We start from the raw sequence: 24,058 nt of genomic DNA on the forward strand, positions 1-24,058 counted from the left end.
TCAGCTGAAGGTATGGCGGCTCAATGGCAGGCTGCGCACGCGCTGGCCGGTCAGCTGTGCGACTGCGTTGGCCACCGCCGGTGCCACTGCGGGCAACGGTGGCTCGCCGATGCCGCCCATCTTCGCCCCGCTTTCGACAATGCGCACATGTACCCTGGCCATGCGCGACGGCGGCAGGATCGGGTACAGGTCGTAGTTGCGCGCGCGCGGCTTGCCATCCACGTACACCGCTTCTTCCAGCAGTGTCTGCGACAGGCCCAGGGCGACGGCGCCGTTGACCTGATGCTCGATGATCGCCGGGTTGACGATGCTGCCCGGGTCGATGGCCTGCCAGATGTCGTGCACCTTGACCTGGCCATTCTCGATCGACACCTCGGCAATGACCGCTGCCTCCGAGCCGAACGGCGAGGCCATGGCCACGCCACGCGCTCGTTTGCTGCCATCCTCGGCGGTGAACGGCCCACGTTTCCAGCCGCCGGACAGTTCGGCGACGGCCTGCAACAGGTTGGTCAGGCGCTGGTTGTCCCGCAGCAGGTGCAGGCGCAGTTCGAACGGGTCCTTGCCGCCTTTGTCGGCCAGTTCGTCGAGGAACGATTCATAGAAGAAGTCGTTCAGCGAGTTGCCCACCGAGCGCCAGTAGCCGAGCATCGCCGGGCCTTTCACGTAGATCTGCGCGATGCGCTTGTTGGCGATGGCGTAGGACTTGCCCGACAGCCCTTCGAGCGCGGTCGGGTCGAGTTTTTCGCCTTGCTTGCCAGCGATGGCTTCGGTCGGGCCTTCGGTGGCGCTCACGGCTTCGAGGGCCACCGGCAGGCCGTCGGCATCCAGCCCGGCGCGGAACTTCACCACGGCGACCGGGCGCAGCACATCGCGGAGGAATTCCTCTTCGCGGCTCCAGATAAGTTTCACCGGCCGGCCGACCGCCTTGGCCAGGGCAATGGCCTGTGGGTAGGGGTTGGCCGAGTCGTACAGGAAGTGGCGGCCAAAGAAACCACCCAGCAACGGCGAATGCAGGGTGATCTGCGCCGGGGCCAGGCCGGTGCGCTTGGCAATGTCGTCACGGAACATGTCCGGTGCCTGATTGGGCAGCCACACTTCCAGGGTGCCGTCCGGGTTGAAGCGCGCCAGTGCCGACGGCGGCTCCAGCTGGGCGTGGTTGAGGTACTGGTTGTGGTAGGTTGCCTCGACCCGGGTCTTGGCACTGGCCAGCATGCCGGCCACATCGCCCTGGTTTTCGTCGTCGCGCGCCGGGCCCGTGACCGTGGCCAGGTGCTCGCGCCAGCCATCGCTGGAGAAGTCGGCCGGCATTGGCCGTACCGGGCTATCGGCCGCGGGCTCCTTCCAGTCCACCTGAATGGCTTCGACCGCGCGCTTGGCGTGCCACCAGCGTTCGGCAACCACCGCCACGGCACCCGGCAGCTGATGCACCGAATGCACGCCCTTCATGGCCTTTACCTGGTCTTCGTTGCGCAGGCTGCCGACGGTCATGCCCAGGCGCGGCGCGTGCTGCACGGCAGCGTGGAGCATGCCGTCAACCTTGATATCGATGCTGTACACAGCCTTGCCGGTGGACTTGTCGTAGGCATCCAGGCGACGTACCGGCTTGCCGATCCAGCGAAACTGGCTGGGGTCGCGCAGCTTGACGCTGGCCGGGTCCGGCACCGGCAGGTCCATGGCCCGCCCGGCCAGTTCACCGTAGGGGATGGAGCGGCCAGTCGTGGTATGTACCACGTGGCCCGGCGTGGTGGAGAGTTCTTCGACCGGCACGCCCAGCTGCTCGGCGCCCGCCTGCAGCAGCATGGCCCGGGCGAGGGCGCCCAGGCGGCGCATGGTCGGGTAGCTCATGCGCACCGACATGCTGCCGCCGGTGATGCGCATGCCATTTTCCATCACTACATAAGCTTCGCCGGGCGGCGCGCTGTCGACCACGAAATTGGCCGGGTCGACGTCCATCTCTTCACCAACGATCTGCGCCATGGCAGTGAAGGGGCCTTGGCCACCTTCCATGAACGGGCTGAGCAGGCGCACTTTGCCGTCAGGGCGGATCTCCAGAAACGCCGGCACCTGGGTGCCGCGCTCCGGGGTCGCTGCGGCGGCTGCCTGCACGCGGGCCGACCCCATGGGCAGGCCGAAACCCAGCACCAGGGCACCGACAGCCGTGCCGGCAAGAAAGCGCCGACGCGACAGGTTGACCGTTTCGCCCAGTTGCAGCCTGAGCAGTTCGGCGGGGGTATCGACTGGTGTGTTCATCAGGCCTTCTCCCCTTGGGCCAGCCCATGCACGGCGGCATGGATGGCGTTGTAGGTGCCGCAGCGGCACAGGTTGACCATGGCTGCCTCGATCTGCGCGTCACTGGGCTTGGGCGTGTGCTTGAGCAGCGCCGTGGCCGCCATTACCTGGCCGGACTGGCAGTAGCCGCACTGGGCCACCTGGTGCTCGACCCAGGCCGCGACCACCCGTTTGCCCACGGCATCGGCCTCGATCGCCTCGATGGTGGTCACCTCGCGCCCGACCACTCCGGCCACCGGGGTGACGCAGGCGCGCACTACGTTGCCGTCCACCAGCACCGAACAGGCGCCGCACTGGGCCAGGCCGCAGCCATACTTGGTGCCGGTCAGCCCCAGGTCATCGCGGATCACCCACAGCAGGGGCGTGTCGGCGTCTGCCTCGACCTGGTAGGTCTTCTGGTTGATGCGTAGTTCCATGGTTCACCTGCCCGTCAACGGTTGCTGTCGCTTGGTTTCTTCTGATTGGGGAATACGGTGCTCCCCAGTGCAGAAACGCTAGCACAGCGGGGTGACCGCTGGTCTGCTGGCGGGGGCAGGTTCAGAGGATCAGGCAAGCAATTCGGTGAAATGCGCAAGCGGCGATGTGCGCTATCGCCTGTAGGAGCGGCCTTGTGTCGCGATGGGGCGCGCAGCGGCCCCGGGATCTTGGCAGCATGCAGTATTGTAAGGGGCCGCTTTGCGGCCCATCGCGACACAAGGCCGCTCCTACAAGAAAGCGCATTTGGAGGTGAGGGGGACTTCCGCAGCGAAAACCCGGATAATGCCGGCCAATTTCGTTTTGCACGCTTAAATCACGGTAATCCCGCATGGAAATCAAGGTTAATTTTCTCGACAATCTCCGTCTCGAAGCCAAGTTCGACGACTTCACGGTGATCGCCGACCAACCGATCCGCTACAAGGGTGATGGCTCGGCCCCGGGGCCGTTCGACTATTTCCTGGCGTCTTCGGCCTTGTGCGCGGCTTACTTCGTCAAGCTGTACTGCCAGACCCGCGACATCCCTACCGAAAACATTCGCCTGTCGCAGAACAACATCGTCGACCCGGAAAACCGCTACAACCAGGTCTTCAAGATCCAGGTCGAGCTGCCCGAGGACATTTCCGAGAAGGACCGCCAAGGCATCCTGCGCTCCATCGACCGCTGCACGGTGAAGAAGGTGGTGCAGACCGGCCCCGAGTTCGTGATCGAAGTGGTCGACAACCTCGATGCCGATGCCCAGGGCCTGCTGATGCCGGTGGCGGACACCAGCACCTACATCCCCGGCAAGGACCTGCCGCTGGAGCAGACCATCGCCAACATGTCGGGCATCCTCGCCGGGCTGGGGATGAAGATCGAGATCGCCTCGTGGCGCAACATCGTGCCCAACGTGTGGTCGCTGCATGTGCGCGACGCCCAGTCGCCGATGTGCTTCACCAACGGCAAGGGCGCGACCAAGGAGGCCGCGCTGGCCTCGGCGCTGGGCGAGTTCATCGAGCGGCTGAACTGCAACTTCTTCTATAACGACCAGTTCTGGGGCGAGGAGCTGGCCAACGCGCCGTTCGTGCACTACCCGAACGAGCAGTGGTTCAAACCCGGCCCGCGTGATGCGCTGCCGGCCGAGATCCTCGATGAGCACTGCCTGGCAATCTACAACCCGGACGGCGAGCTGCGTGGCTCGCACCTGTACGACACCAACTCGGGCAACACCGCGCGCGGCATCTGCTCGTTGCCGTTCGTGCGCCAGTCCGACCAGCAGGTGGTGTACTTCCCGTCCAACCTGATCGAGAACCTGTTCCTCAGCAACGGCATGAGCGCCGGCAACACCCTGGCCGAGGCGCAGGTGCAGTGCCTGTCGGAAATCTTCGAGCGTGCCGTGAAGCGTGAAATCCTCGAAGGCGAGCTGTGCCTGCCGGATGTGCCGCAGGAAGTGCTGGCCAAGTACCCGGCCATCGTTGCCGGTATCCAGGGCCTGGAAGAGCAGGGCTTCCCGGTGCTGGTCAAGGATGCGTCGCTGGGTGGCGAGTTCCCGGTGATGTGCGTGACCTTGATGAACCCGCGCACCGGCGGCGTGTTCGCTTCGTTCGGCGCCCACCCGAGCCTGGAAGTGGCGCTGGAGCGCAGCCTCACCGAACTGCTGCAGGGCCGCAGCTTCGAAGGCTTGAACGACCTGCCGCAACCGACCTTCGAAAGCCATGCGCTGACCGAGCCGAACAACTTCGTCGAGCACTTCATCGACTCCAGTGGCGTGGTGTCGTGGCGCTTCTTCAGTGCCAAGGCCGACTTCGAGTTCGTCGAGTGGGACTTCTCCGGCCACGGCGAGGACTCCAACGTGCAGGAAGCCGCGACCCTGTTCGGCATCCTCGAGGACCTGGGCAAGGAAGTGTACATGGCGGTGTACGACAACCTTGGCGCCACCGCCTGCCGCATCCTGGTGCCGGGTTACTCGGAGATCTACCCGGTCGAGGACCTGATCTGGGACAACACCAACCGCGCCTTGTCGTTCCGCGCCGACATCCTCAACCTGCACAGCCTGGACAACCGTTCCCTCAAGCTGCTGCTCAAGCGCCTGGACAACTGCGATGTGGATGACTACACCACCATCACCACGCTGATCGGCGTGGAGTTCGACGAGAACACGGTGTGGGGCCAGCTGACGATTCTCGAGTTGAAGCTGCTGATCTGCCTGGCGGTACAGCGCTTCGAGGACGCCAAGGAACTGGTCGAGGCGTTCCTGCAGTTCAACGACAACACCGTCGAGCGTGGCCTGTTCTACCAGGCGCTGAATGTGGTGCTGGAAGTGCTGCTGGACGACGAACTGGAAATGGACGACTACGAAGCCAACTTCCGCCGCATGTTCGGTAACCCGCGCATGGACGCGGTGCTGGGTTCGGTGGACGGCAGCGTGCGCTTCCATGGCCTGACCCCGACCAGCATGAAGCTCGAAGGCCTCGATCGCCACCTGCGCCTGATCGAAAGCTACAAGAAGCTGCACGCGGCCCGGGCCAAACTGGCCTGACCACGCGTTACTCCTGTAGGAGCGGCCTTGTGTCGCGATGGGCCGCAAAGCGGCCCCCGTTTTGGCATTGAAGCTGATATTGCCGGGGCCGCTTTGCGGCCCATCGCGACACAAGGCCGCTCCTACAACGACGTCGATCGCCTTCATATATCGGTTTCAAATAACCGCTATCCCCAATCTGTCTTGCCGCTTCGCCTGCCAGGCGCGTAGCGTTTTGCTCCCATCCCCTCGATCCATGGCGCGTTGACCGCCAGAAGGACCTCGGCCGCGCACAACAAGAAGGCGCAGACCATGAGCACCCCTTTGGATACCAATGCCCTCAAAGCCCGCCACCAAGCCGCGTGGGCCAGTGGCGACTACGCGGTAATCGGCACCACCCTGCAACTGGTTGGCGAGCGCCTGGCCGAAGCCTGTGACCTGCGCTGGGACGAGCAGGTGCTGGATGTCGCCGCCGGCAACGGCAATGCCACCCTGGCTGCTGCCCGGCGCGGCTGCCGTGTCACCTCCACCGACTATGTGCCCGAGCTGCTCAAGCGCGGTGAAGAACGTGCGCGGGCCGAGCACCTCAATGTGGTGTTCCAGACTGCCGATGCCGAAGCGCTGCCGTTTGCCGATGGAACATTCGATGCGGTGCTGTCCACCTTCGGCGTGATGTTCGCGCCCGACCAGGCCCAGGCGGCGCGTGAACTGGGCCGGGTGTGCCGGCCCGGTGGCCGGATCGGCCTGGCCAACTGGACCCCGCAAGGGTTCGTCGGGCAGATGTTCAAGACCCTCGGGCGGCATGTACCGCCACCAGCCGGGGCTCTGCCGCCTTCACGCTGGGGTGATGAAGAACAGTTGCGCGTGATGTTCGAGGGGGCGCTGGGCGAATTGAAGGTCAGCCGCCAGCACTTCAACTTCCGCTATCGCTCGGCGGCGCATTTCATCGAGGTGTTCCGCACCTGGTACGGGCCGGTGCACAAAGCGTTTGCCTCGCTGGAGCCGGAAGCTGCCGGGGCGCTGGAGCGGGATCTGGCGCAATTGCTGAATGAAAGCAATGTGGGCGGCGCGTCGTCGTTGGTGGTGCCGAGTGAGTACCTTGAAGTGGTGATCATTCGAGGTTGAGCCCACGGGCCAAGCGCTCAGTTCTTGCACTTGGCCATCACCACCTGGCAAGTCTTCGGTGTGCCCCCTGACCGGCTTGCATAACGCACGCAGTTGTTCAGCGATTTCTGCCGGGCAATGCTCAGCGTATTGCCCCACGCGAGGCCGCCTTCGCCGGTGGTGGGCACAGCTTTGGCGAAGCAGTTGGAGCCCGTTGCGGGCGTCGCGTACCTGGCCTTGCTGGCTTTGCTGGAGCAGCCGGCGGTGAGTGCCAGGCTGAAGGCGAGCAGGGTGGTCAGCGCCCAGGACGTGTAGGGGCGAATCGGTTTACTGCTCATATGCTCTCCTTACCGAGGCGCAGGACTCCCCGCCGCGAACACCGGCAAGGCCGGTGCCATACTCTGCACAGGATATTGCATTCAAGCGAAGCGGTGAACGCTTGCGTTGCACCAGATGCAGCGCAAGGCCTTGCACCATGGCAAGGCCTTGCGCCTGGGGCAACGATCAGAAGCGGTAGTTGAAGCTGGCTTCCAGCGTACGCGGTGCACCCGGGGTGATCAGGTCCACCGAACCGTGCGCGGAGGCATAGTAGTCACGGTCGAACACGTTCTTCAGGCGCAGTGCTGCGTCCCACTGCGGCACGCTGTACAGCAGCGCGGCGTCGAAGGTGGTGTAGCCCGGCATCACCACCACGTTGTCGAGTGCGGTGTAGCGCTCGTCGACGTAGTTGGCGCCGGCGGCCACGCGCCATTCCGGGGTCAGGGTGCGCACCAGCCAGACGTTGGCGCTGTTGCGCGGCGTCAGGGTAGGGGTCTGGCCTTCGTTGGCAACGCCGTTGGTCTTGCTGTTGGACTTGGTGATCTCGGCATCCAGGTAGGCGTAGCCGGCGTAGATCTGCCACTTGTCCGTGAGTTGCCCGCTGACGGTGGCTTCGAAGCCGTCGGTACGCTGCTCGCCGGCCAGCACGGTCAGGTTGGGGTTGGCCGGGTCGGCGGTCTTCATGTTGGTGCGCTCGAGGCGGAATACCGCTGCGGTCAGCGACAGGCGGCTGTCGAGCAGGTCCCACTTGGCGCCGATTTCGTAGTTGGTGGTTTCTTCCGGCTCCAGGTGCTGGTTGGTCGGGCTGACCGCGAACACTTCGCCCGAAGGCTGGTAGCTGCGGCTGACCGACACATAGTAGGACTGGATGTTATCCGGCTGGTAGACCAGGCCGGCACGTGGGCTCCAGGTCTTGTCGGTACGGTCGAGGTCTACGTTCTGCGCGCGGTCGTCGTCGTACTCCTGGCCAAAGATGTCATAACGCACGCCGACCAGGGCCTTCCAGTGCTCGTTCAGCTCGATCATGTCCTGCACGTACAGGCCGGTGGTCTGCTGGAAGTTGGTGCCCTTGGACGACAGGTTGGCGGCGTGCTCCGGCACCGGCACCAGGGCGTCGCGATACACCGGCACCTGGGCCACGTTGTTCTGGCTCAACACCCGCTGGTGCTTGTCCTGGAAGCCCACTTCCACGCCATACAGCAGGTTGTGCTGCATGCCGGCAAGCTGCGCCTGCTGCTTGAGTTCGGTCTGGTTGAACATGCCGTACTCGTCGCGGGCGACGTTGCCACGGTTGAGCTTGACCAGCAGTTCGCCGTCAGGCGCGGTGACGAAGCGCGTCGGGCTGCTGTCGGCCAAGGTGTTGTTGCGGTCCAGGTCGTAGCGGTAGTACCGGCTGGTGTTGGTCAGGGTGAAGTCGTCGTTGATGCGGTAGTCCAGGCTGGCAGTCAGCGAGAACACTTCGCTGCGGGCGTAGTCCTGGTCGGCATCGCCGGAGCCGAAGCGTTTGTCGCGGTCCACATCTACCGGGCGGTTGCCCAGCGCCGGGATGCCGAAGTCGATCAGGCGCTTGTCGTACAGGTAGGTGGCGCCCAGGTTCAGTTCCAGGTCGTCGGAGAGGCGGAAGTAGGCCGACGGCGCGATGGCCTTGCGGTCGATGTAGCCATCGTCGCGGAAGGTGTCGCTGTCTTCGAAGGCGCCGGTCACGCGGTAGGCCTGGTTGCTTCGCGGGTCGGCCCAGCCGGTGTCGAACTGGGTGCGGCGCTTGCCTTCGCTGTCGAAGCTCATGCCGACTTCGCGCTTGGGCGTGAAGCTCGGCTTCTTGCTGATGCTGTTGATCAGGCCGCCCGAAGAGCCACGGCCATACAGCACGGCGGCAGGGCCCTTGATCACCTCGACCCGCTCGATGTTGGACAGGTCACGGAAGTACAGGGCGTCGTCGCGCACGCCGTCGATGTACATGTCGCCAATGGCGCTGAAGCCGCGAATGGTCACCTGGTCACGCTGGCCGTCGCCGTTGGACAGGCCGACGCCGGGCACGTTCTTCAGCACGTCTTCCATGGACTGTGCACCCTGGTCCTTGATCACGCTTTCGGGCACGACGTTGACGGTTTGCGGGATGTCGCGCAGCGGGGCGTCGATCTTCATGGCGCTGCGGCTTTCGCTGGCCTTGTAGCTTTGCTGCTCGTAGGCGCTGGTGACGGCAGTGGCGGGTAAGGCGAGGGAGCCCTGCGATTCAGGTTGGACAGCCGCGTGAACCGCAGGCACAACCAGCAGGCCCAGCATGGAAATGGATGCTGGGGCAACAGACTTTTTTGCCATTACAGGTGACTCTTTGTTGTATTTGGAGGTCACGAATAGTAATGATTTGTAAATGTAAAGCAAGTGTAAAGAGTTCGCATTTGCTATTGCAATGGCGCAGGTGGCGAAAAAACGACAAAACGCGTCGCAAGGGGGAGGGCCGGCAATGTGCCAGGCAAGGGCTATGCTTGTTGGCGCGTGAGCATTTCACGCCCCCATCCGGTCTTGATCACATGGAAGCAGGCCTATGAATCCAATTCGCTCTCTCGCTCGTGCTGTTGCCCTTGCCACCCTGGCGTCCGCCGCCAGCTTCACGGTGCAGGCTGCCGGTATTCCCATTGGTAGCGAGGCGCTGGAAAGCCACGTCACCACGCAGGTCACGGCCATCGACCTGGCCAGCCGCCAGGTCACGGTGAAAGGCCCCGACGACAAGAAGGATGTGACCTTCCAGCTCACGGAAAAGGCCAAGGCGCTGCCCAACCTCAAGGTGGGTGACCAGGTCGACATCTACGTGACCCGTGCTGTGGCCTATGTGCTCAATCCCGAAGTGGGCGGTGCACCGAAGGCGACTGAAGAGTCCGGTACCATTCGCGCCACGGCGGACAACCCCAACCCGGGCGGCGAGGCGTTCCGCCAGGTCAAGGTGACCTCGCAGATCAAGAAGATCGACCTCAAGAAGCATGAGGTGAGCCTGTTGCCGCCGGAGGGCAAGCTGCAGGTGGTCAAGGTCGAGAACCCTGATCTGCAGGCACGCATGAAGAACCTCAAGGTCGGCCAGACGGTCGACGCGATCTACACCGAAGTGCTGCGCGTCGAAACCTCGCGCTGACCATTCATTGGGGCAGGCTACGGGTTGCCCGCGCATGGATCCGCCGTGATGCCTTGCATGACGGCGGATGTCGTTCGAACAGCTGCATCACCCAATCGGGCCGAGTCTTGCTGGCATCGTTGAGCCAATTGGCAACCGAGTCCTGGGCATACTTGTCTGCTTCGGCCAGGCGCGGCACCAACAGTGGCTCGGCCACTTCGGGCGCTTGCTTGAGTGCGGCGATGTGCTCGCACCAGACGCCACGTGGGCGCAGCACCTCGATACAGAAGCGTCGTACCAGTGGGTTGCTGTCGCCGGCATGCCGGGCAAGCAGGGCCAGGGCATCATCCAGCGCTTGAGCCAGGCGCGGGCGCAGGGCTATCCAGGCCCATTCGCGCACACCAAAATGTTCATCGCGAGCAAAACGCAGCTGGGCCAGCAATGCGGCTTCGAGATCGAGCGTGCGCGACAGGTGCGCCTGGGCGAAGGCCGCCCAGCTGCGCACCGTATCGGAGCTGTGTGCGCTGCACTGCTCCAACACCTGCTGGCGCTGGGGTGCAGGTACGGGTTCCAGCCACTGCCCAAGGGCAAGGCCGATCCCCGTGATTTTTTTTGACAGGCCCTGCGAGCATGTTTCTTCGGCGCAGGTAGCCAGCTGTTCGATCAGCGTGTCGGGCAACTGGCCTGTCAGTGCACTGACCAAGGTCCTTTGATCCACCGCCAGGCATTCGGCCAGGTTGCGGGTGGGCAACTGCCCATGGTCGATCAGGGTTGTACGTTCATCTGTCATCGAATGTGCTCCATCACATACGGTTTGGTCTGGCCTCAGCCGTGAACCCGCCGGCTCAGGCTGCGGGCGCCGAGGCTGCGCAGCATCCTAGCCCAATTGGCTGGTATCCATGTGGCGAATAGCATGCGTGCACACTTTCGATTTCCATGGATAAAGGGAATTTTCCGATCATCGCCTGAACATCTGTCACGAAATGAGGACTGCCATGTTCAGCAAGACCTTGTGCCTTCTGGTGCTTCCCTTTGCCCTGGCGTTGCTTGCTGGTGCCGTGCTGCCGTTCCAGGCTGCGGGTAATGCCGCCGTCGGCCGGGCGCTGGGGCACTGGTTGTGGGGTGCGTTCACGTCATTGACGGTAAGTTCGCTGGTAGTGATCGCCGCGTTGCTGATCCTCAGGGTGCCGGCGCCGGACATGGGCAAGGCCTTGCAGGGGCCCTGGTGGCTGTGGGTTGGCGGTGTGCTCGGGGCGTTGTACGTGGCCGGTGCCGCGGCGCTCACCCCCAGGCTGGGCGCAGCGGGTTTCCTGGTGCTGGTGGTGGCGGGGCAGATCATCACGGCGGTGGTCGCAGACCACTTCGGGGTGATGGGGTTGGGGGGCAAGCCGCTCAACCTGGCCAGGTTGGCGGGTGTGGTGCTGATCCTCTGCGGCGTGCTGCTGGTGCAGGGCACCTGGGCAGCAGGCACGCCGGCCAGTGCCACTGCCGTGGTGAAACAGCCGGAAGGCTGATCAGCGCCCCGGCTGGCTGCACGCCCACACGGTTTCCCGCAGCCAGCGATGCCCGGGGTCGTTGTCCTTGCGGCTATGCCAGGCTTGCTGGTAATCGAACGAAGGAATCGCCAGTGGCGGCTCGAACTGGCGCAATGTCCTGTGCTGGTGCAGCGAGCCCACCGCGCGGCTGGCCACGGTCAGGATCAGGTCGGTGCCGGCCAGCACTTCGACTGCCGCACTCCAGTGCGGCAAGGCCAGGGCAATCCGCCGGCGCAGGCCTTGCGCGGCCAGGGCGCGTTCGATTTCATCGAAGGCATCCGGGTGCATGGCCATCAGCACATGCGGGCGGGCCAGCCAGTCGGCCAGGGCCAGGCCGCCGCTGGCCGGCAGCACTTGGCGGTCGGCAACGCTGATGAAGCTGTCGGTGAACAGCGGCTGCGCGGTGATGGCCTGGGGCAGGTCCGGGAAGATGCCCAGGGCCAGGTCCAGTTCACCATCGAGCAACTGGGCCAGCATGGTTTCGCGGCTGGCCTGGCTGATGGCCAGGTCCACCCCGGGCGCGACATGGCGCAGGTGGCGCAGCAGGGGTGGCAGGATGATCCGCGAGGAATAGTCGGACAGCGAGAGCCTGAAGCGACGCTGGGCCTTGGCCGGTTCGAACTGTGGGGCGGCAAGCAGGCCGTTGAGGTTGCCCAAGGCGTCGTGCAGCGGTTTGGCCAGCGATTGGGCGCGGGCGGTCAAGGCCATGCGGCCGTTCTGGCGCACCAGCAAGGGGTCGTCGAAGTGCTTGCGCAACTGCGCCAGGGCGTGGCTTACCGCCGGTTGGCTGCGGTGCAGGCGCAGGGCGGCGCGGGTCACGTGCTTTTCGCTCAGCAGGGCGTGCAGGGCGAGCAGCAGGTTGAGGTCGATCTTGCGTAGTTCATCCATGGTGCGAATGGTCTTGGTTGTGTCTGGCAGTTTTGATCAGCTTAACAAATGCCCAGGGCTGTCGAGGCCCCAGGATTTCGGCATCATGGCTGACATTGTCGGGGCCGCGTTGCGGCCCATCGCGACACTTTGCCGGCGAGCGTCGGCCTGTAGCACTCACCGGGTGCTGAGGCACTGAGCGAATTGCTGCAAGGGGTGCAGAAATCATCTGCATCCCGCCTTATTGTTCAACTTTCCTCGCCTGATTAGCCTGACTCGAACACCCATCCAACAGGATTCGATCATGGCTACCCGCATCGTTCTCAACAGCACCGGCACCGCCGATGTCATGCAGCTTGAACACTTGCAAGCACAAGCCCCAGGGCCCGGCCAGGTCTGGCTGGAACAGACGGCCATGGGTGTCAACCCGCTCGACCTGTTGCAGCGCAAGGGCGGTGCCCCACTGGACTTGCCTTCCGGGCTGGGGCTGGAAGGGGCTGGGCGGGTCGCTGCCATCGGCGAAGGGGTACATGACGTGCAGGTGGGCGACCGGGTCGCCTATGCCATGGGCCCGGTTGGCGGTTACGCCAGCGGCCGCCTGTACCCGGCCGAGCGCCTGGTCAAGCTGCCGCCGCAGCTGGATGACCAGGCCGCTGCCGCCGTGCTGTTCAAGGGCATCACGGCGCAGTACTTGCTGAAGACCACTTATGCCGTGGGCCCGGGTAGCCAAGTGTTGTTGTACGGTGCCGCCGGTGCCTTGGGCCAGCTGATGGCGCCCTGGGCGCGGCACCTTGGGGCGACGGTGATCGGCGTGGTATCACGCCCGCAGAGTGTGGCAAGGGCGCAGGCAGCGGGTTGCCACCATGTGCTGGTGTTCGACGCGGCAACCTTGGCCGGCCAGGTCCGCGAGCTGACCCAGGGCCAGGGCGTGGACGTGGCCTATGACTGTGTCGGCAAGGTGTCGCTGCAAGCCTCGCTGGACAGCCTGCGGGTGCGTGGCTTGCTGGTGTCGTTCGGCGGCACCTCTGGCGCGCCGGCGGCCATCGAGGTTGCCACGCTCAACGCCAAGGGCTCGCTGTACCTGACCCGGCCCTCGCTGGCAGCGCACACCCGCACGGTCGACGAGTACCAGCAGCGCGCCGCCGATGTGCTGGCGGCGGTCGCCGAGGGTATCATCCAGCCTCGGGTCTGGCGTGCCTACCCGCTGGCCGACGCGGCCAGGGCCCACGGGGACCTGGAGCAAGGGCAGTCGGAGGGCGCGCTGGTCCTTACTGCCTGATACCCGAATTCCACCCCTACTGCCTTGTGCCGAGCCTTGCCATGGATGCCTTCGACAGCCGCCGCGCCGATGAACTTGCCACCTTGCTGGCGCTGCACGAGCAGGGCTCGTTTGCCGCTGCCGGGCGGCAGTTGGAGCGCCACCCCACGGTGCTGTCGAAGCGCCTGAGTGCACTGGAGGTGCGCCTGGGCATTCGCCTGGTGGAGCGCAGCACGCGGCAACTGCGCTTTACCGATGAAGGCGAGCGGTTGGTGGCCAAGGTGCGCGAGGCCAACCGGCTGATCGCCGAGGCCGAACAGGAAGCGGCCGAGGGGGCGGCGACGGTACGTGGGCGCCTGCGACTGGCATTGCCGGCAGCCATGGGCCGGCGCTGGTTGAGTGGGATGCTGGCCGATTTCGTGCTGGCCTACCCGCAGGTGATGGTGGAGGCCGAGTATGCCGATCGTTTCGTCGACCTGATCGGCGAGGGTTTCGACGCCGCCATCCGCATTGGCGAGCTGGCTGACAACCGCCTGGTGGCCAGGAAGCTTTGTGATCACCTGCGCATCCTGTGTGCGTCGCCCGAGTACCTGGCCCGGCATGGCGCACCTCGGCAACCAGAGGATCTTGCTGGGCACAATTGCTTGAGTTTCAGTGGCTTGCGAAGCTTTCCTGAATGGCGACTGATGAGTGGTGGGCAGCAGGTGAGTGTCAAGGTTGCCGGCAGCCTGCGCAGCAATGACAACGAAGCCCTGCTGGAGGCGGCGCGGCGTGGCGTTGGCATCCTGGCGGGAGGGGACTGGCTGATGGGCGAGGACCTCGCCGCCGGGCGCTTGGTGCGGGTGCTGCCGCAATGGCAGCTGGATGTGGCGGCAGGCATTTACCTGGTACGGCCGACCGCGCGCCTCAACACTGCCGCCCTGGTGGCTTTCAAGGCGTGGCTGGAAGCACGCTTCGAGGCCGGCGCACCATGGCGGCTATAGAATTGCACATAACTAATTGAATTAGCAGAGACCCTGTGGGAGCGGCTTTAGCCGCGAACACCGGCGTAGCCGGTGCCATGCACCGCGTTGGCTTCTTCGCGGCTAAAGCCGCTCCCACAGGGTACGCGGGCAATCGTTATCGCCTTGCTACGGCATGCTGCACGCACTGCTCGTAATAGGTCTGCTTGATCGCTGCAGGCTTGAGCCGCGAGCGGCTGTTGTAGGTTTGTTCGGTAATGCCGAAGGCGGTCATGCGCATCCACGGTTTGGGGAATTTGCGCGCCTGCAGCTTCTTGCGCGTGGCATACAGGGTTACCCCGGAAAGCTTGGCCTGCTGCGCCTCGGCGGCTATCTGCGCGCCCCAGCCGCAAGTGTGGCGATCGTTCTGGCTCAGCGCCCGTGCCTGGGCGCCGAAAGCGAGCGTGGCCAGCAGGCAGCCGGCCATCGTTGCTAGAAGTACTCGCATGTTGCTGTCCTAAGCATCTGAAGGAAAACGAAGTTTGCCTTCACAAGCTGCTACCGGGGGCCAGCAAATTGCCGTCAGGTTGTTGCCATCCGCAACGGGCTGGCGCGGGAGGGGCGTAGGCTGGTCCAGGCCAGGCTGGCGACCCAGATTACTGATACGCCGTAGTTCAGTCGCTGGTACAGGCCGAACCACTGGCCGCTTTGCGCTGCCTTGCCCATGAGCGCGATGGTCACGATCGCCAATACCACGCAGGCCAGGGAAAACAGCCCCAGTGCCCTGGAGCCGGCAATGCGATTGCCCAACCAGGCCCACAGCGCGCTAGCAAGGGTCAGCGAAAGGAACATCAGCAAGCCGGACAGGTTGTGTAGCTGGTGCGAACGGGAAGGCTGCGCCGGAACGCAACCTTGGTCGCAGGGAAACCACCCGGTACCCAGGCTGCCCACGCCATGCAACAGCACCAGCGCCGCACTCAGCAATGCCAGCTTCGAGCCACGCCAGCGCCGCGCCAGGCCCCAGGCAAACAGGGTGAACAGGATGGCAAGGGGGAAGTTGTTGACCAGCGGCGACCAGTTCTGGGTCGGCGAACCGACCGCGCCGAGCTGGCTCATGGCCTGTTGCAGGTGGTCGTAGCCGGGGTAGGCCAGGGCGGTGAACCATACACCTGCCAGCAGCCAGAGGGGGATCAACAGGCCGCTGGCGAGCAACAGGCGGTCGAGGGGTTTCATGCTGTGTTTTCCTTCCATGGATGAGCGTGAAACCGCACAGTACAGCCTCGCACCTGCGAGGGGCCAGCATTTCCAGTGTTTCGTTCAGGGCTGCCGCGCCAGCGAACGCCGAGAAATACCGCACTGCGTGTATGTGATCGTACAACTGCTTGCGCTATGATGAGCGCTGTCTTTCAAGGTGAAATACAGGGCAATGACAGAGCAGCAGGTACAGGCAAAGACCCGGCGCAAGCCGCGCAGTCTGGCCCAGGAACTGGTCACGGTGCTGACCGAGCGCATTCGCAGCGGCCAGCTCAAGCGCGGCGACAAGCTGCCGACCGAATCGCAGATCATGGTCGAAGAGGGTGTCAGCCGCACGGTGGTGCGTGAAGCGATCTCGCGGCTGCAGGCCGCCGGGCAGGTCGAGACCCGCCACGGCATTGGCACCTTCGTGCTGGACGCGCCAGCCACGGGTGGTTTCCGTATCGACCCGGCGACCGTGGTCACCCTGCGCGAAGTGTTGGCGGTGCTGGAATTGCGCATTGCCCTGGAGATCGAATCAGCGGGCCTGGCGGCGCAGCGGCGCAGCGATGAAGAGCTGACCGGCATGCGTGCGGCGCTGGACGAACTCAACGAAGGGGCTGCCCACGCCACGGATGCGGTGTCGGCGGATTTCCAGTTCCACCTGCGCATTGCCCAGGCCAGCGGCAACCACTACTTCGCCGACATCATCAACCACCTGGGCACCAGTATCATCCCGCGTACCCGGTTGAATTCGGCGCGGCTGGCCCACGATGACCAGGCGCACTACATGAGCCGGTTGATGCATGAGCACGAGGCGATCTACGAAGCCATCGCCCGGCGTGATAGCGAAGGGGCGAAGATGGCCATGCGCATGCACCTGAGCAACAGCCGCGAGCGCTTGCGCCAGGCGCATGAAGAGGCCGAGGCGCAGGGGGTCTGAGGCTTCTCTGTTGCCTGACCTGGCCTCTTCGCGGGTAAACCCGCTCCCACAAGGTTATCCATTACCTGTAAGTACGGCGCGGTCCCTGTAGGAGCGGGTTTACCCGCGAAGAGGCCGGTACAGCCAAAAGAAAAGCCCCGCCATGCGCGGGGCTTTCTGGTTTCAAGGGGCGATCAGATCGCGCCCTCACTCCACTGTCCATTTACCAGCCGGCGCAGCCCAAGCGGGTTGCCGTCGCGCAGTGCCTCAGGCAACAGCGCCTGCGGGTAGTTCTGGTAGCACACCGGGCGCAGGAAGCGGTCGATGGCCAGGGTGCCGACCGACGTGCCGCGCGCATCCGACGTGGCTGGATATGGCCCGCCGTGCACCATCGCATCACACACCTCGACACCGGTCGGGTAGCCATTGACCAGGATCCGCCCGACTTTCTCCTCCAGCAGCGGCACCAGCCAGGCGAAGGCCTGCAGGTCTTCCGGCTCGCCGATCAGGGTCGCGGTCAGCTGGCCGCGCAGGCCGAGCAGGGCGGCGCGCAACTGGTCGTTGTCCTGCACTTCCACGGCAACGGTGGTCGGGCCGAACACTTCTTCCTGCAGCAGCGGGTCAGATTCCACCAGCAGGCGGGCATCGGCCTTGAACAGCTGGGCGCGCGCCTGGCTGCCTGCCTGCGCCTGGCCGGCCAGGTGCTCGATACCGGCATGGGCGTGCAGGTGCTCCAGGCCACCGACGTAGCTGCGCAGGCCACCGGCGTTGAGCATGGTCTGGCCGGCCTGCTGGCTCAGGTGCTGGCCAAGCTCTGCCAGCAGTTGGCTGTACTGCGGCGATTGCAGGCCGATCACCAGGCCCGGGTTGGTGCAGAACTGGCCTGCGCCCAGGCACACCGAACCGGCCAGTTCTCGGGCGATGGCTTCGCCACGCTTGGCCAGGGCGCCCGGCAGGATGATGACCGGGTTGATGCTGGACATCTCGGCGAACACCGGGATCGGCTGCGGGCGCTCGGCGGCCATGCGGCACAGGGCGTCACCGCCTTTCAGCGAGCCGGTGAAGCCGACGGCCTGGATAGCCGGGTGCTTGACCAGCCACTCGCCGACGCCGCCACCGAACACCATGTTGAACACGCCCTTGGGCATGCCGGTGCGCTCGGAGGCGCGCTGGATGGCACAGCCGACCAGGTCGGCGGTGGCCATGTGGCCGCTGTGGGCCTTGAACACAACCGGGCAACCGGCGGCCAGGGCCGCGGCGGTATCGCCACCGGCGGTGGAGAAGGCCAGCGGGAAGTTGCTGGCGCCAAACACGGCGACCGGGCCGACGCCGATGCGCATCTGGCGCAGGTCCACGCGTGGCAGGGGCTGGCGCTCGGGCAGGGCCAGGTCGATGCGCGCACCGAGGAAGTCACCACGGCGCAGCACCTGGGCGAACAGGCGCATCTGGCCGCTGGTGCGGCCGCGTTCGCCCTGGATACGGGCGGGGGGCAGGGCGGTTTCACGGCAGACGATCGCGACGAAGGCGTCGTCCAGTTCGTCCAGTTCGGCCGCGATGGCGTCGAGGAACTCGGCGCGCCGCGCCGGGGTCAGCTGGCGGAATTCGGCGAAAGCGGCGGCCGCGGCCTTGGCGGCCTGGTCCACTTCACTTTCGGTGGCCTGGGCGAAGCTGTAGGGCAGGGCCTCGCCGGTGCTGGCGTCCAGGCTCTGCAGGCGCTGCGGGCCAGCGGCGCTGCGCTGGCCGGCGATGAAGTTGTGGCCGAGGATTTCAGGCATGGGATGCTCCTGTAGAGAGTAGTGAAGGAAGAGACCGTGCTTGAGGCGTTTGCTCGGACCCTGTGGGAGCGGGTTCACCCGCGAAGCAGGCAACTCGGTGTATGGCACCGGCTTTGCCGGTATTCGCGGGTGAACCCGCTCCCACAGGGACCGCGTTGCAATATTGAGTCGGGCAAGCCCTTGGCATCAGGTAATCGGTGCCGGGTTGAACAGGGTGATGTCGTTGTGCAGGCGATGCTGTTCGGCCCAGGTCTGCTTGCGGCCGCTGGCCACGTCCAGGTAGTAGTGGAACAGCTCCCAGCCCAGCTCCTCGATGGTCGAGCGGCCGCTGGCGATGCGCCCGGCGTCGATGTCGATCAGGTCGGGCCAGCGCTGGGCCAGCTCGCTGCGGGTGCATACCTTGACCACTGGCGCCATGGCCAGGCCGTACGGGGTGCCGCGGCCGGTGGTGAACACATGCAGGTTCATGCCGGCAGCCAGTTGCAGGGTGCCGCAGACAAAGTCGCTGGCCGGGGTGGCGCAGAAGATCAGGCCTTTGCGATTGACCCGCTCGCCCGGGCCGAGCACGCCCTGAATGGCGCCGCTGCCGGACTTGACGATTGACCCCAGGGACTTCTCGACGATATTCGACAAGCCGCCTTTCTTGTTGCCCGGCGTGGTGTTGGCGCTGCGGTCGGCGGCGCCTTGCTGCAGGTAGCGGTCGTACCAGTCCATTTCGCGCACCAGGGCGTCTGCGACCTCCTGGTTTTCCGCCCGCGAGGTGAGCATGTAGATGGCGTCGCGCACTTCGGTCACTTCCGAGAACAGCACGGTGGCGCCAGCGCGTACCAGCAGGTCGGCGGCGTAGCCCAGCGCCGGGTTGGCGGTGATGCCCGAGAAGGCATCGCTGCCCCCGCACTGCATACCCAGGATCAGTTCGCTGGCCGGCACGCTTTCGCGGCGGCGCTGGTCGAGTTTCTTCAGGCGGGTCTCGGCCAGTTCCATGATCTGTTCGATCATTTCCACAAAGCCCAGGCTGGCGTCCTGCAGGCGGTACAGCCACGGGTCGCTGAGGTCGACCGACGGGTCGTTGTCGTGCATCACCTGGCCGGCCTGCAGCTTTTCGCAGCCCAGGCTGATGACCAGGGCCTCACCGCCCAGGTTGGGGTTGCGCGCCAGGTTGCGCACCGTGCGGATCGGGATGTAGGCATCGCGCGCGTTGATCGCCACGCCGCAGCCATAGCTGTGGGTGATGGCCACCACGTCATCGACATTGGGGTACTTGGGCAGCAACTCGCTGCGAATGCGCTTTACCGCATGCTCCAGCACGCCGGCCACGCATTGCACGGTGGTGGTGATGCCGAGGATGTTGCGGGTACCGACGGTGCCGTCGGCGTTGCGGTAGCCTTCGAAGGTGAAGCCTTCGAGCGGCGGCAGCGGCTGCGGGACGGCGTCGCAGCGTGGCAGGCTGTCCAGCTCCGGCGCGGCCGGCATGGCCAGCTGGCTCTCCTGCACCCAGCTACCCTGGCGCAGGTCTTCCAGCGCATAGCCTATGATCTGCCCGTAGCGGCGCACCGGTTCGCCCTTGGCGATGGCTACGGTGGCCACCTTGTGGCTCTGTGGCACGCCTTCGACCAGGGTCAGGCCGTCGGCGAAGCGGGCGCCTTCGCCCAGGCCGCCATCATTGACCACCACCACGACATTGTCGTCGTCGTGCAGGCGGACGTAGCGGGGCGAGTCGGAATGTTCGATCAACTGCATGTTCGGGCCCTACTTGTCAGGTTCTCAGGCTTTTGTACATCCGCCCGCGGCGGGGTGGCCGACGCGGGCGTGTTCACTCAGTGGCGCGAGCCGGCCAGTTCGCTGCCGGCCGCTCGCTCGGCGTCAGGCTTTGGGCTTTCACGCAGCTCGATGCGCTTGATCGGGCCGACGATCACCAGGTAGCTGAACACCGCCACCAGGGCGTTGGCGCCGACATACACCAGGGCCCACTTGAACGAGCCGGTGGCACTGATGATGTAGCCGATAACGATCGGCGTGGTGATCGAGGCGATGTTGCCGAAGGTGTTGAACAGCCCGCCCGACAGCCCGGCGATCTGTTTCGGCGAGGTGTCGGCGACCACCGCCCAGCCCAGTGCGCCGATGCCTTTGCCGAAGAACGCCAGGGTCATGAAACCGACCACCATCCACTCGGCGTCGACGTAGTTGCAGAACACCATGGTGGTCGACAGCAGCAGGCCGCAGACGATCGGCAGCTTGCGCGAGAAGGTCAGCGAGTTGCCGCGGCGCAGCAGCCAGTCGGAGATCACCCCGCCCAGCACGCCACCGATGAAGCCGCAGACCGCCGGCAGCGAGGCGATGAAGCCGGCCTTGAGGATGGTCATGCCGCGCTCCTGCACCAGGTACACCGGGAACCAGGTGAGGAAGAAGTAGGTGATGGCGTTGATGCAGTACTGGCCCAGGTACACGCCCAGCAGCATGCGGCTGGTCAGCAGTTGCTTGATGTAGCCCCATTTCGGGCCGTCGTTGCCGCGCTTCTGGTCCATGTCCACCAGGCCGCCGTTCTGCTCGATGTGCTCGAGTTCACCTGGGCTGATGCGTGGGTGTTGGCGCGGGTTGTAGATGGTCTTCAGCCACACCATGGAGAACACGATGCCCAGTGCGCCCATGACCACGAACACGTGCTCCCAGCCGAAGCTGAACACGATCCAGCCCATGATCGGTGCGAACAGTGCGGTGGCGAAGTACTGCGCCGAGTTGAAGATGGCCGAAGCGGTGCCGCGTTCCTGGGTCGGGAACCAGGCCGCGACGATGCGCGCATTGCCCGGGAACGACGGGGCTTCGGCAAAACCGACCAGAAAGCGCAGGGTGAACAGCGTCACCACCGCCCAGGCCACCGGCAGGCCACCGACAAAGCCCTGCAGCAGGGTGAACAGCGACCAGGTGAAGATGCTGAAGGCGTAGACGTTCTTGGAACCGAAGCGGTCGAGCAGCCAGCCACCAGGAATCTGGCCAGCCACGTATGCCCATCCGAAGGCGGAGAAGATGTAGCCGAGGGTCACGGCATCGATGCCGAGGTCTTTCTGCAGGCTGGAGCCCGCGATTGCAATGGTGGCGCGGTCAGCGTAGTTGATCGTGGTCACCAGGAACAGCATGAACAGGATCAGGTAGCGCACATGCGTCTTCTTCGTCGCTTGCATGCTGGTAGTACTCCCACTAGTTATTTTTGTGCGGGCTCACGAATTGTAACCGGAGTGGGGCTGGCCCACTCCGGGCGCGGCATCTGGCAGGCCGCGGGCGGCGCTTACTGCGGGCCCATCTTGTCCATCAGCGCGGCGAGTTCTTCGTACTCGTCGGCGGTGAGGTCGGTAAGCGGAGTACGCACCGGGCCGGCGTCGTAACCGGCGATCCTGGCGCCGGCCTTGACGATGCTCACGGCGTAGCCGGCCTTGCGGTTGCGGATGTCCAGGTACGGCAGGAAGAAGTCGTCGATCAGCTTGGCCACGGTGGCGTGGTCGTCACGGGCGATGGCGTTGTAGAAGTCCATGGCGGTCTTCGGCACGAAGTTGAACACGGCGGAGGAGTACACCGGCACGCCCAGGGCCTTGTAGGCAGCAGCATACACCTCGGCGGTCGGCAGGCCACCCAGGTAGCTGAAGCGGTCGCCCAGGCGGCGACGGATCGACACCATCAGCTCGATGTCACCCAGGCCGTCCTTGTAGCCGATCAGGTTCGGGCAGCGCTCGGCCAGTTTTTCCAGCAGGTCGGCGTTCAGGCGGCAGACGTTGCGGTTGTAGACGACTACGCCGATGTTTACCGATTTGCACACTGCTTCGACGTGGGCGGCGACACCTTCCTGGCTGGCTTCGGTCAGGTAGTGCGGCAGCAGCAGCAGGCCCTTGGCACCCAGGCGCTCGGCTTCTTGCGCGTATTCGATGGCCTGGCGGGTGGAGCCACCGACGCCGGCGAGGATGGGTACCGATTTGGCGCAGGTGTCGACGGCGGTCTTGATCACCTGGCTGTATTCGCTGGCAGCCAGGGAGAAGAACTCACCGGTGCCGCCGGCGGCGAACAGGGCGCTGGCGCCATACGGGGCCAGCCATTCCAGGCGCTTGACGTAGCCAGCCGGGTTGAAGTCGCCCTGGGCGTTGAAGTCGGTGACCGGGAAAGACAGCAGGCCGTGGGAGAGGATGGATTTGAGTTCTTGTGGAGTCATTGTTGTTGGCATCCTGTGGCGCTTGGGTGAAGGGTGTTGTTTTGCGTTGGAGGTAAGTTATCGTACAACTTGTACGATGACTAGTCCCTTTGGGAGATTTTTTTGTGGAGGGGCGGAAGGAATGTTATTGCCTGTGCCGGCCTCTTCGCGGGTAAACCCGCTCCCACAGAGACCGCGTCGCGCTTGAAATTTTCGGAGATCCCTGTGGGAGCGGGTTTACCCGCGAAGAGGCCAGAACAGGCGACAACAACAGATGCACGAGACGCAGATGGCAGATCCATCGCGATCAGTCATCGTATCTCTTGATGGGGTAGGAAAAAAACGATCGCGGAGACAGGCACAAGCCCGCCGCCCGTTTCCACGGGAAGTGTTCTGGGACCAGCAGAGGGTGACCGGGGAAAACGGGGGCGGCCTTGCGCCGCCCCGCGATCAAAGCAGAGGAAACTGGGGTCAGGCAGCTTGCTGGCGCTTGATCTGCGCCTTGCGTACCTGGGCCCGGCAAGCGTCGCCGAAAGCCTGGAAGATCTTGATCGAATCCGGGTTCTTCGCCGCTTGCCACTCCGGGTGCCACTGCACGGCGAACAGGAACGGCGAGATGCTCGGGGCATGGATCGCCTCGACCAGGCCGTCTTCGGCGTGGGCGATGGCCTCGATGCCGGCGCCGAGCTTGTGCAGGCCTTGGCCATGCAGCGAGTTGACGCGAATCTCGTCGGTACCCAGGGTGTCGCGCAGCCAGCTGTCCGGCTTGATCTTCACGCCGTGCACCTGGGCGTATTGCACCTCGACCGGGTCTTCCGGGTTTTCCCGGTGGTCGTTGAAGCCAGGCTCGGCGTACACCTTCTGGTAGATGTCGCCACCCAGGGCCACGTTGATTTCCTGCATGCCACGGCAGATGCCGAAGATCGGCAGGCCACGCTTGATCGCGGCCTTGACCAGCGGGATGTCGAACAGGTCGCGGTTCTGGTCCTGGCCTTTGCCGGGGGTCTCGTTTTCCTGGCCGTACAGGGCCGGGTCGATGTTGCTGCCGGCGCCGGTCAGGTACACGCCGTCGGCCATGTCCAGATAGGTCTCGAGGTCTTCGATGCCGCAGCAGGTGGGCACCAGCACCGGGACGCAATCGGAAAACTCGACCAGCGGGGTGATGTATTTGTGGGTCATGACCTGGTAGTCATGGCCTTTGCGCTCTTGGCTGCCCATGGTCATCAGGACGACGGGTTTGCGCAGGGAGGGTTGCTTGTTGCCAATGTTGCTGTTGGACATATGTCACCTTGGGACAGGTTCGGCCTGTCGTTGTTGTGCAGGTGCACGGCGCGGGGCCATGGGTGCAACCTGTAGCCCCGAGCACTGCCGGCTCGTCGGAGGCGACGATTCCGGTCGGGGCTTGTAGATAGCTTGCCAGAGCCGTTCGATATGTCAAACGACGGAGCATGGCTTGATGGCAGGGAATGCGCCGGTTTTTGGGGGCTGAAACCGATGCGGGCCTGTGGCGGCGTGGGTTTGGCGGGGGTTAAGGTCAATAATATTTAACGATGCAGTTGGGTCTT

The 24,058-nt window shown here is 64.7% G+C and carries 20 protein-coding genes; 7 read left to right on the forward strand and 13 right to left on the reverse strand.

Features of this window, described 5'->3' with window-relative positions; translation table 11 throughout:
• Together CAG00_RS25810 and CAG00_RS25815 are read right to left on the reverse strand one after the other, a co-directional pair.
• Entirely contained in the window at positions 1-2,250 is a 2,250-nt protein-coding gene (locus tag CAG00_RS25810; RefSeq protein ID WP_085665660.1) for a molybdopterin cofactor-binding domain-containing protein, read from the reverse strand.
• The gene (locus CAG00_RS25815; RefSeq protein ID WP_085665661.1) at positions 2,250-2,705 is read right to left on the reverse strand and encodes a (2Fe-2S)-binding protein; all 456 of its coding nucleotides are present in this window, start codon (positions 2,703-2,705) and stop codon (positions 2,250-2,252) included. Before CAG00_RS25815 ends, CAG00_RS25810 begins: the two co-directional genes overlap by 1 nt.
• Before the next feature lie 389 nt (positions 2,706-3,094).
• Between CAG00_RS25815 and CAG00_RS25820 the strand changes: the two genes are divergently transcribed.
• Together CAG00_RS25820 and CAG00_RS25825 are read left to right on the forward strand one after the other, a co-directional pair.
• Positions 3,095-5,281 carry an OsmC domain/YcaO domain-containing protein gene (locus CAG00_RS25820; RefSeq protein WP_085665662.1) on the forward strand — a complete coding sequence of 729 codons (2,187 nt, stop codon included), beginning with the start codon at positions 3,095-3,097 and terminating at the stop codon, positions 5,279-5,281.
• Positions 5,282-5,572: 291 nt separating this feature from the next.
• A complete protein-coding gene (locus tag CAG00_RS25825) occupies positions 5,573-6,385 on the forward strand; it encodes a class I SAM-dependent methyltransferase (RefSeq protein ID WP_085665663.1) in 813 nt (270 codons plus the stop codon).
• Positions 6,386-6,402: 17 nt separating this feature from the next.
• Here the strand turns inward: CAG00_RS25825 and CAG00_RS25830 are convergent, their stop codons facing one another.
• Positions 6,403-6,702, reverse strand: a complete 300-nt coding sequence (locus CAG00_RS25830; protein ID WP_025338818.1) for a hypothetical protein — start codon at positions 6,700-6,702, stop codon at positions 6,403-6,405.
• A 166-nt stretch (positions 6,703-6,868) separates the two neighbouring features.
• Entirely contained in the window at positions 6,869-9,001 is a 2,133-nt protein-coding gene (locus CAG00_RS25835; RefSeq protein WP_176240920.1) for a TonB-dependent siderophore receptor, read from the reverse strand.
• A 226-nt stretch (positions 9,002-9,227) separates the two neighbouring features.
• Here CAG00_RS25835 and CAG00_RS25840 point away from each other — a divergent pair, with 226 nt between their 5' ends.
• Positions 9,228-9,809 carry a hypothetical protein gene (locus tag CAG00_RS25840; protein ID WP_085617056.1) on the forward strand — a complete coding sequence of 194 codons (582 nt, stop codon included), beginning with the start codon at positions 9,228-9,230 and terminating at the stop codon, positions 9,807-9,809.
• 4 nt (positions 9,810-9,813) lie between these two features.
• On the opposite strand, the gene CAG00_RS25845 is transcribed toward CAG00_RS25840, so the two are convergent.
• The gene (locus CAG00_RS25845; RefSeq protein WP_085665665.1) at positions 9,814-10,578 is read right to left on the reverse strand and encodes a hypothetical protein; all 765 of its coding nucleotides are present in this window, start codon (positions 10,576-10,578) and stop codon (positions 9,814-9,816) included.
• Positions 10,579-10,783: 205 nt separating this feature from the next.
• Between CAG00_RS25845 and CAG00_RS25850 the strand changes: the two genes are divergently transcribed.
• Positions 10,784-11,302, forward strand: coding sequence for a DMT family transporter (locus CAG00_RS25850; RefSeq protein ID WP_025338822.1), 519 nt, complete (start codon positions 10,784-10,786; stop codon positions 11,300-11,302).
• On the opposite strand, the gene CAG00_RS25855 is transcribed toward CAG00_RS25850, so the two are convergent.
• Positions 11,303-12,211 carry a LysR family transcriptional regulator gene (locus CAG00_RS25855; RefSeq protein WP_085665666.1) on the reverse strand — a complete coding sequence of 303 codons (909 nt, stop codon included), beginning with the start codon at positions 12,209-12,211 and terminating at the stop codon, positions 11,303-11,305.
• A 283-nt stretch (positions 12,212-12,494) separates the two neighbouring features.
• On the opposite strand from CAG00_RS25855, the gene CAG00_RS25860 reads away from it, so the two are divergent.
• Both CAG00_RS25860 and CAG00_RS25865 read left to right on the forward strand, forming a co-directional pair.
• Positions 12,495-13,469 (forward strand): quinone oxidoreductase, encoded by a 975-nt coding sequence (locus CAG00_RS25860; RefSeq protein WP_085617052.1) that lies wholly within the window; start codon positions 12,495-12,497, stop codon positions 13,467-13,469.
• Positions 13,470-13,510: 41 nt separating this feature from the next.
• Positions 13,511-14,431, forward strand: coding sequence for a LysR family transcriptional regulator (locus tag CAG00_RS25865; protein ID WP_085665667.1), 921 nt, complete (start codon positions 13,511-13,513; stop codon positions 14,429-14,431).
• 136 nt (positions 14,432-14,567) lie between these two features.
• On the opposite strand, the gene CAG00_RS25870 is transcribed toward CAG00_RS25865, so the two are convergent.
• Both CAG00_RS25870 and CAG00_RS25875 read right to left on the reverse strand, forming a co-directional pair.
• Positions 14,568-14,897: a hypothetical protein gene (locus tag CAG00_RS25870; RefSeq protein WP_023660807.1), complete on the reverse strand. Its 330-nt coding sequence runs from the start codon at positions 14,895-14,897 to the stop codon at positions 14,568-14,570.
• Positions 14,898-14,971: 74 nt separating this feature from the next.
• Positions 14,972-15,622 (reverse strand): DUF998 domain-containing protein, encoded by a 651-nt coding sequence (locus tag CAG00_RS25875; protein WP_085665668.1) that lies wholly within the window; start codon positions 15,620-15,622, stop codon positions 14,972-14,974.
• 193 nt (positions 15,623-15,815) lie between these two features.
• Here CAG00_RS25875 and CAG00_RS25880 point away from each other — a divergent pair, with 193 nt between their 5' ends.
• On the forward strand, positions 15,816-16,565 hold the full coding sequence (locus CAG00_RS25880; protein ID WP_085665669.1) for a FadR/GntR family transcriptional regulator: 750 nt from the start codon (positions 15,816-15,818) through the stop codon (positions 16,563-16,565).
• Positions 16,566-16,738: 173 nt separating this feature from the next.
• Here CAG00_RS25880 and CAG00_RS25885 read toward each other — a convergent pair whose 3' ends face one another.
• The 5 genes from CAG00_RS25885 to CAG00_RS25910 form a co-directional block, all read right to left on the reverse strand.
• Positions 16,739-18,319 carry an aldehyde dehydrogenase (NADP(+)) gene (locus CAG00_RS25885; RefSeq protein ID WP_085665670.1) on the reverse strand — a complete coding sequence of 527 codons (1,581 nt, stop codon included), beginning with the start codon at positions 18,317-18,319 and terminating at the stop codon, positions 16,739-16,741.
• A gap of 186 nt (positions 18,320-18,505) precedes the next feature.
• Positions 18,506-20,059 (reverse strand): galactarate dehydratase, encoded by a 1,554-nt coding sequence (garD, locus tag CAG00_RS25895; protein ID WP_025338828.1) that lies wholly within the window; start codon positions 20,057-20,059, stop codon positions 18,506-18,508.
• Between the two features lie 77 nt (positions 20,060-20,136).
• Positions 20,137-21,498 carry an MFS transporter gene (locus CAG00_RS25900; RefSeq protein WP_085665672.1) on the reverse strand — a complete coding sequence of 454 codons (1,362 nt, stop codon included), beginning with the start codon at positions 21,496-21,498 and terminating at the stop codon, positions 20,137-20,139.
• A 104-nt stretch (positions 21,499-21,602) separates the two neighbouring features.
• Complete coding sequence (gene kdgD, locus CAG00_RS25905; RefSeq protein ID WP_085665673.1) at positions 21,603-22,514, reverse strand: 5-dehydro-4-deoxyglucarate dehydratase; 912 nt, start codon at positions 22,512-22,514, stop codon at positions 21,603-21,605.
• Between the two features lie 450 nt (positions 22,515-22,964).
• Entirely contained in the window at positions 22,965-23,774 is an 810-nt protein-coding gene (locus CAG00_RS25910; protein WP_085591542.1) for a gamma-glutamyl-gamma-aminobutyrate hydrolase family protein, read from the reverse strand.
• Positions 23,775-24,058: the final 284 nt, after the last annotated feature.

It is taken from the genome of Pseudomonas sp. B5(2017) (genome assembly GCF_002112825.1).
GTDB classification, from domain to species: Bacteria; Pseudomonadota; Gammaproteobacteria; order Pseudomonadales; family Pseudomonadaceae; genus Aquipseudomonas; species Aquipseudomonas putida_Z.

Coding starts and splice junctions, on each gene's coding strand:
- CAG00_RS25810 (WP_085665660.1), bottom strand. CDS start 2,250: ATGAACACACCAGTCGATACCCCCGCCGAACTGCTCAGGCTGCAACTG.
- CAG00_RS25815 (WP_085665661.1), bottom strand. CDS start 2,705: ATGGAACTACGCATCAACCAGAAGACCTACCAGGTCGAGGCAGACGCC.
- CAG00_RS25820 (WP_085665662.1), top strand. CDS start 3,095: ATGGAAATCAAGGTTAATTTTCTCGACAATCTCCGTCTCGAAGCCAAG.
- CAG00_RS25825 (WP_085665663.1), top strand. CDS start 5,573: ATGAGCACCCCTTTGGATACCAATGCCCTCAAAGCCCGCCACCAAGCC.
- CAG00_RS25830 (WP_025338818.1), bottom strand. CDS start 6,702: ATGAGCAGTAAACCGATTCGCCCCTACACGTCCTGGGCGCTGACCACC.
- CAG00_RS25835 (WP_176240920.1), bottom strand. CDS start 9,001: ATGGCAAAAAAGTCTGTTGCCCCAGCATCCATTTCCATGCTGGGCCTG.
- CAG00_RS25840 (WP_085617056.1), top strand. CDS start 9,228: ATGAATCCAATTCGCTCTCTCGCTCGTGCTGTTGCCCTTGCCACCCTG.
- CAG00_RS25845 (WP_085665665.1), bottom strand. CDS start 10,578: ATGACAGATGAACGTACAACCCTGATCGACCATGGGCAGTTGCCCACC.
- CAG00_RS25850 (WP_025338822.1), top strand. CDS start 10,784: ATGTTCAGCAAGACCTTGTGCCTTCTGGTGCTTCCCTTTGCCCTGGCG.
- CAG00_RS25855 (WP_085665666.1), bottom strand. CDS start 12,211: ATGGATGAACTACGCAAGATCGACCTCAACCTGCTGCTCGCCCTGCAC.
- CAG00_RS25860 (WP_085617052.1), top strand. CDS start 12,495: ATGGCTACCCGCATCGTTCTCAACAGCACCGGCACCGCCGATGTCATG.
- CAG00_RS25865 (WP_085665667.1), top strand. CDS start 13,511: ATGGATGCCTTCGACAGCCGCCGCGCCGATGAACTTGCCACCTTGCTG.
- CAG00_RS25870 (WP_023660807.1), bottom strand. CDS start 14,897: ATGCGAGTACTTCTAGCAACGATGGCCGGCTGCCTGCTGGCCACGCTC.
- CAG00_RS25875 (WP_085665668.1), bottom strand. CDS start 15,622: ATGAAACCCCTCGACCGCCTGTTGCTCGCCAGCGGCCTGTTGATCCCC.
- CAG00_RS25880 (WP_085665669.1), top strand. CDS start 15,816: ATGACAGAGCAGCAGGTACAGGCAAAGACCCGGCGCAAGCCGCGCAGT.
- CAG00_RS25885 (WP_085665670.1), bottom strand. CDS start 18,319: ATGCCTGAAATCCTCGGCCACAACTTCATCGCCGGCCAGCGCAGCGCC.
- garD (WP_025338828.1), bottom strand. CDS start 20,059: ATGCAGTTGATCGAACATTCCGACTCGCCCCGCTACGTCCGCCTGCAC.
- CAG00_RS25900 (WP_085665672.1), bottom strand. CDS start 21,498: ATGCAAGCGACGAAGAAGACGCATGTGCGCTACCTGATCCTGTTCATG.
- kdgD (WP_085665673.1), bottom strand. CDS start 22,514: ATGACTCCACAAGAACTCAAATCCATCCTCTCCCACGGCCTGCTGTCT.
- CAG00_RS25910 (WP_085591542.1), bottom strand. CDS start 23,774: ATGTCCAACAGCAACATTGGCAACAAGCAACCCTCCCTGCGCAAACCC.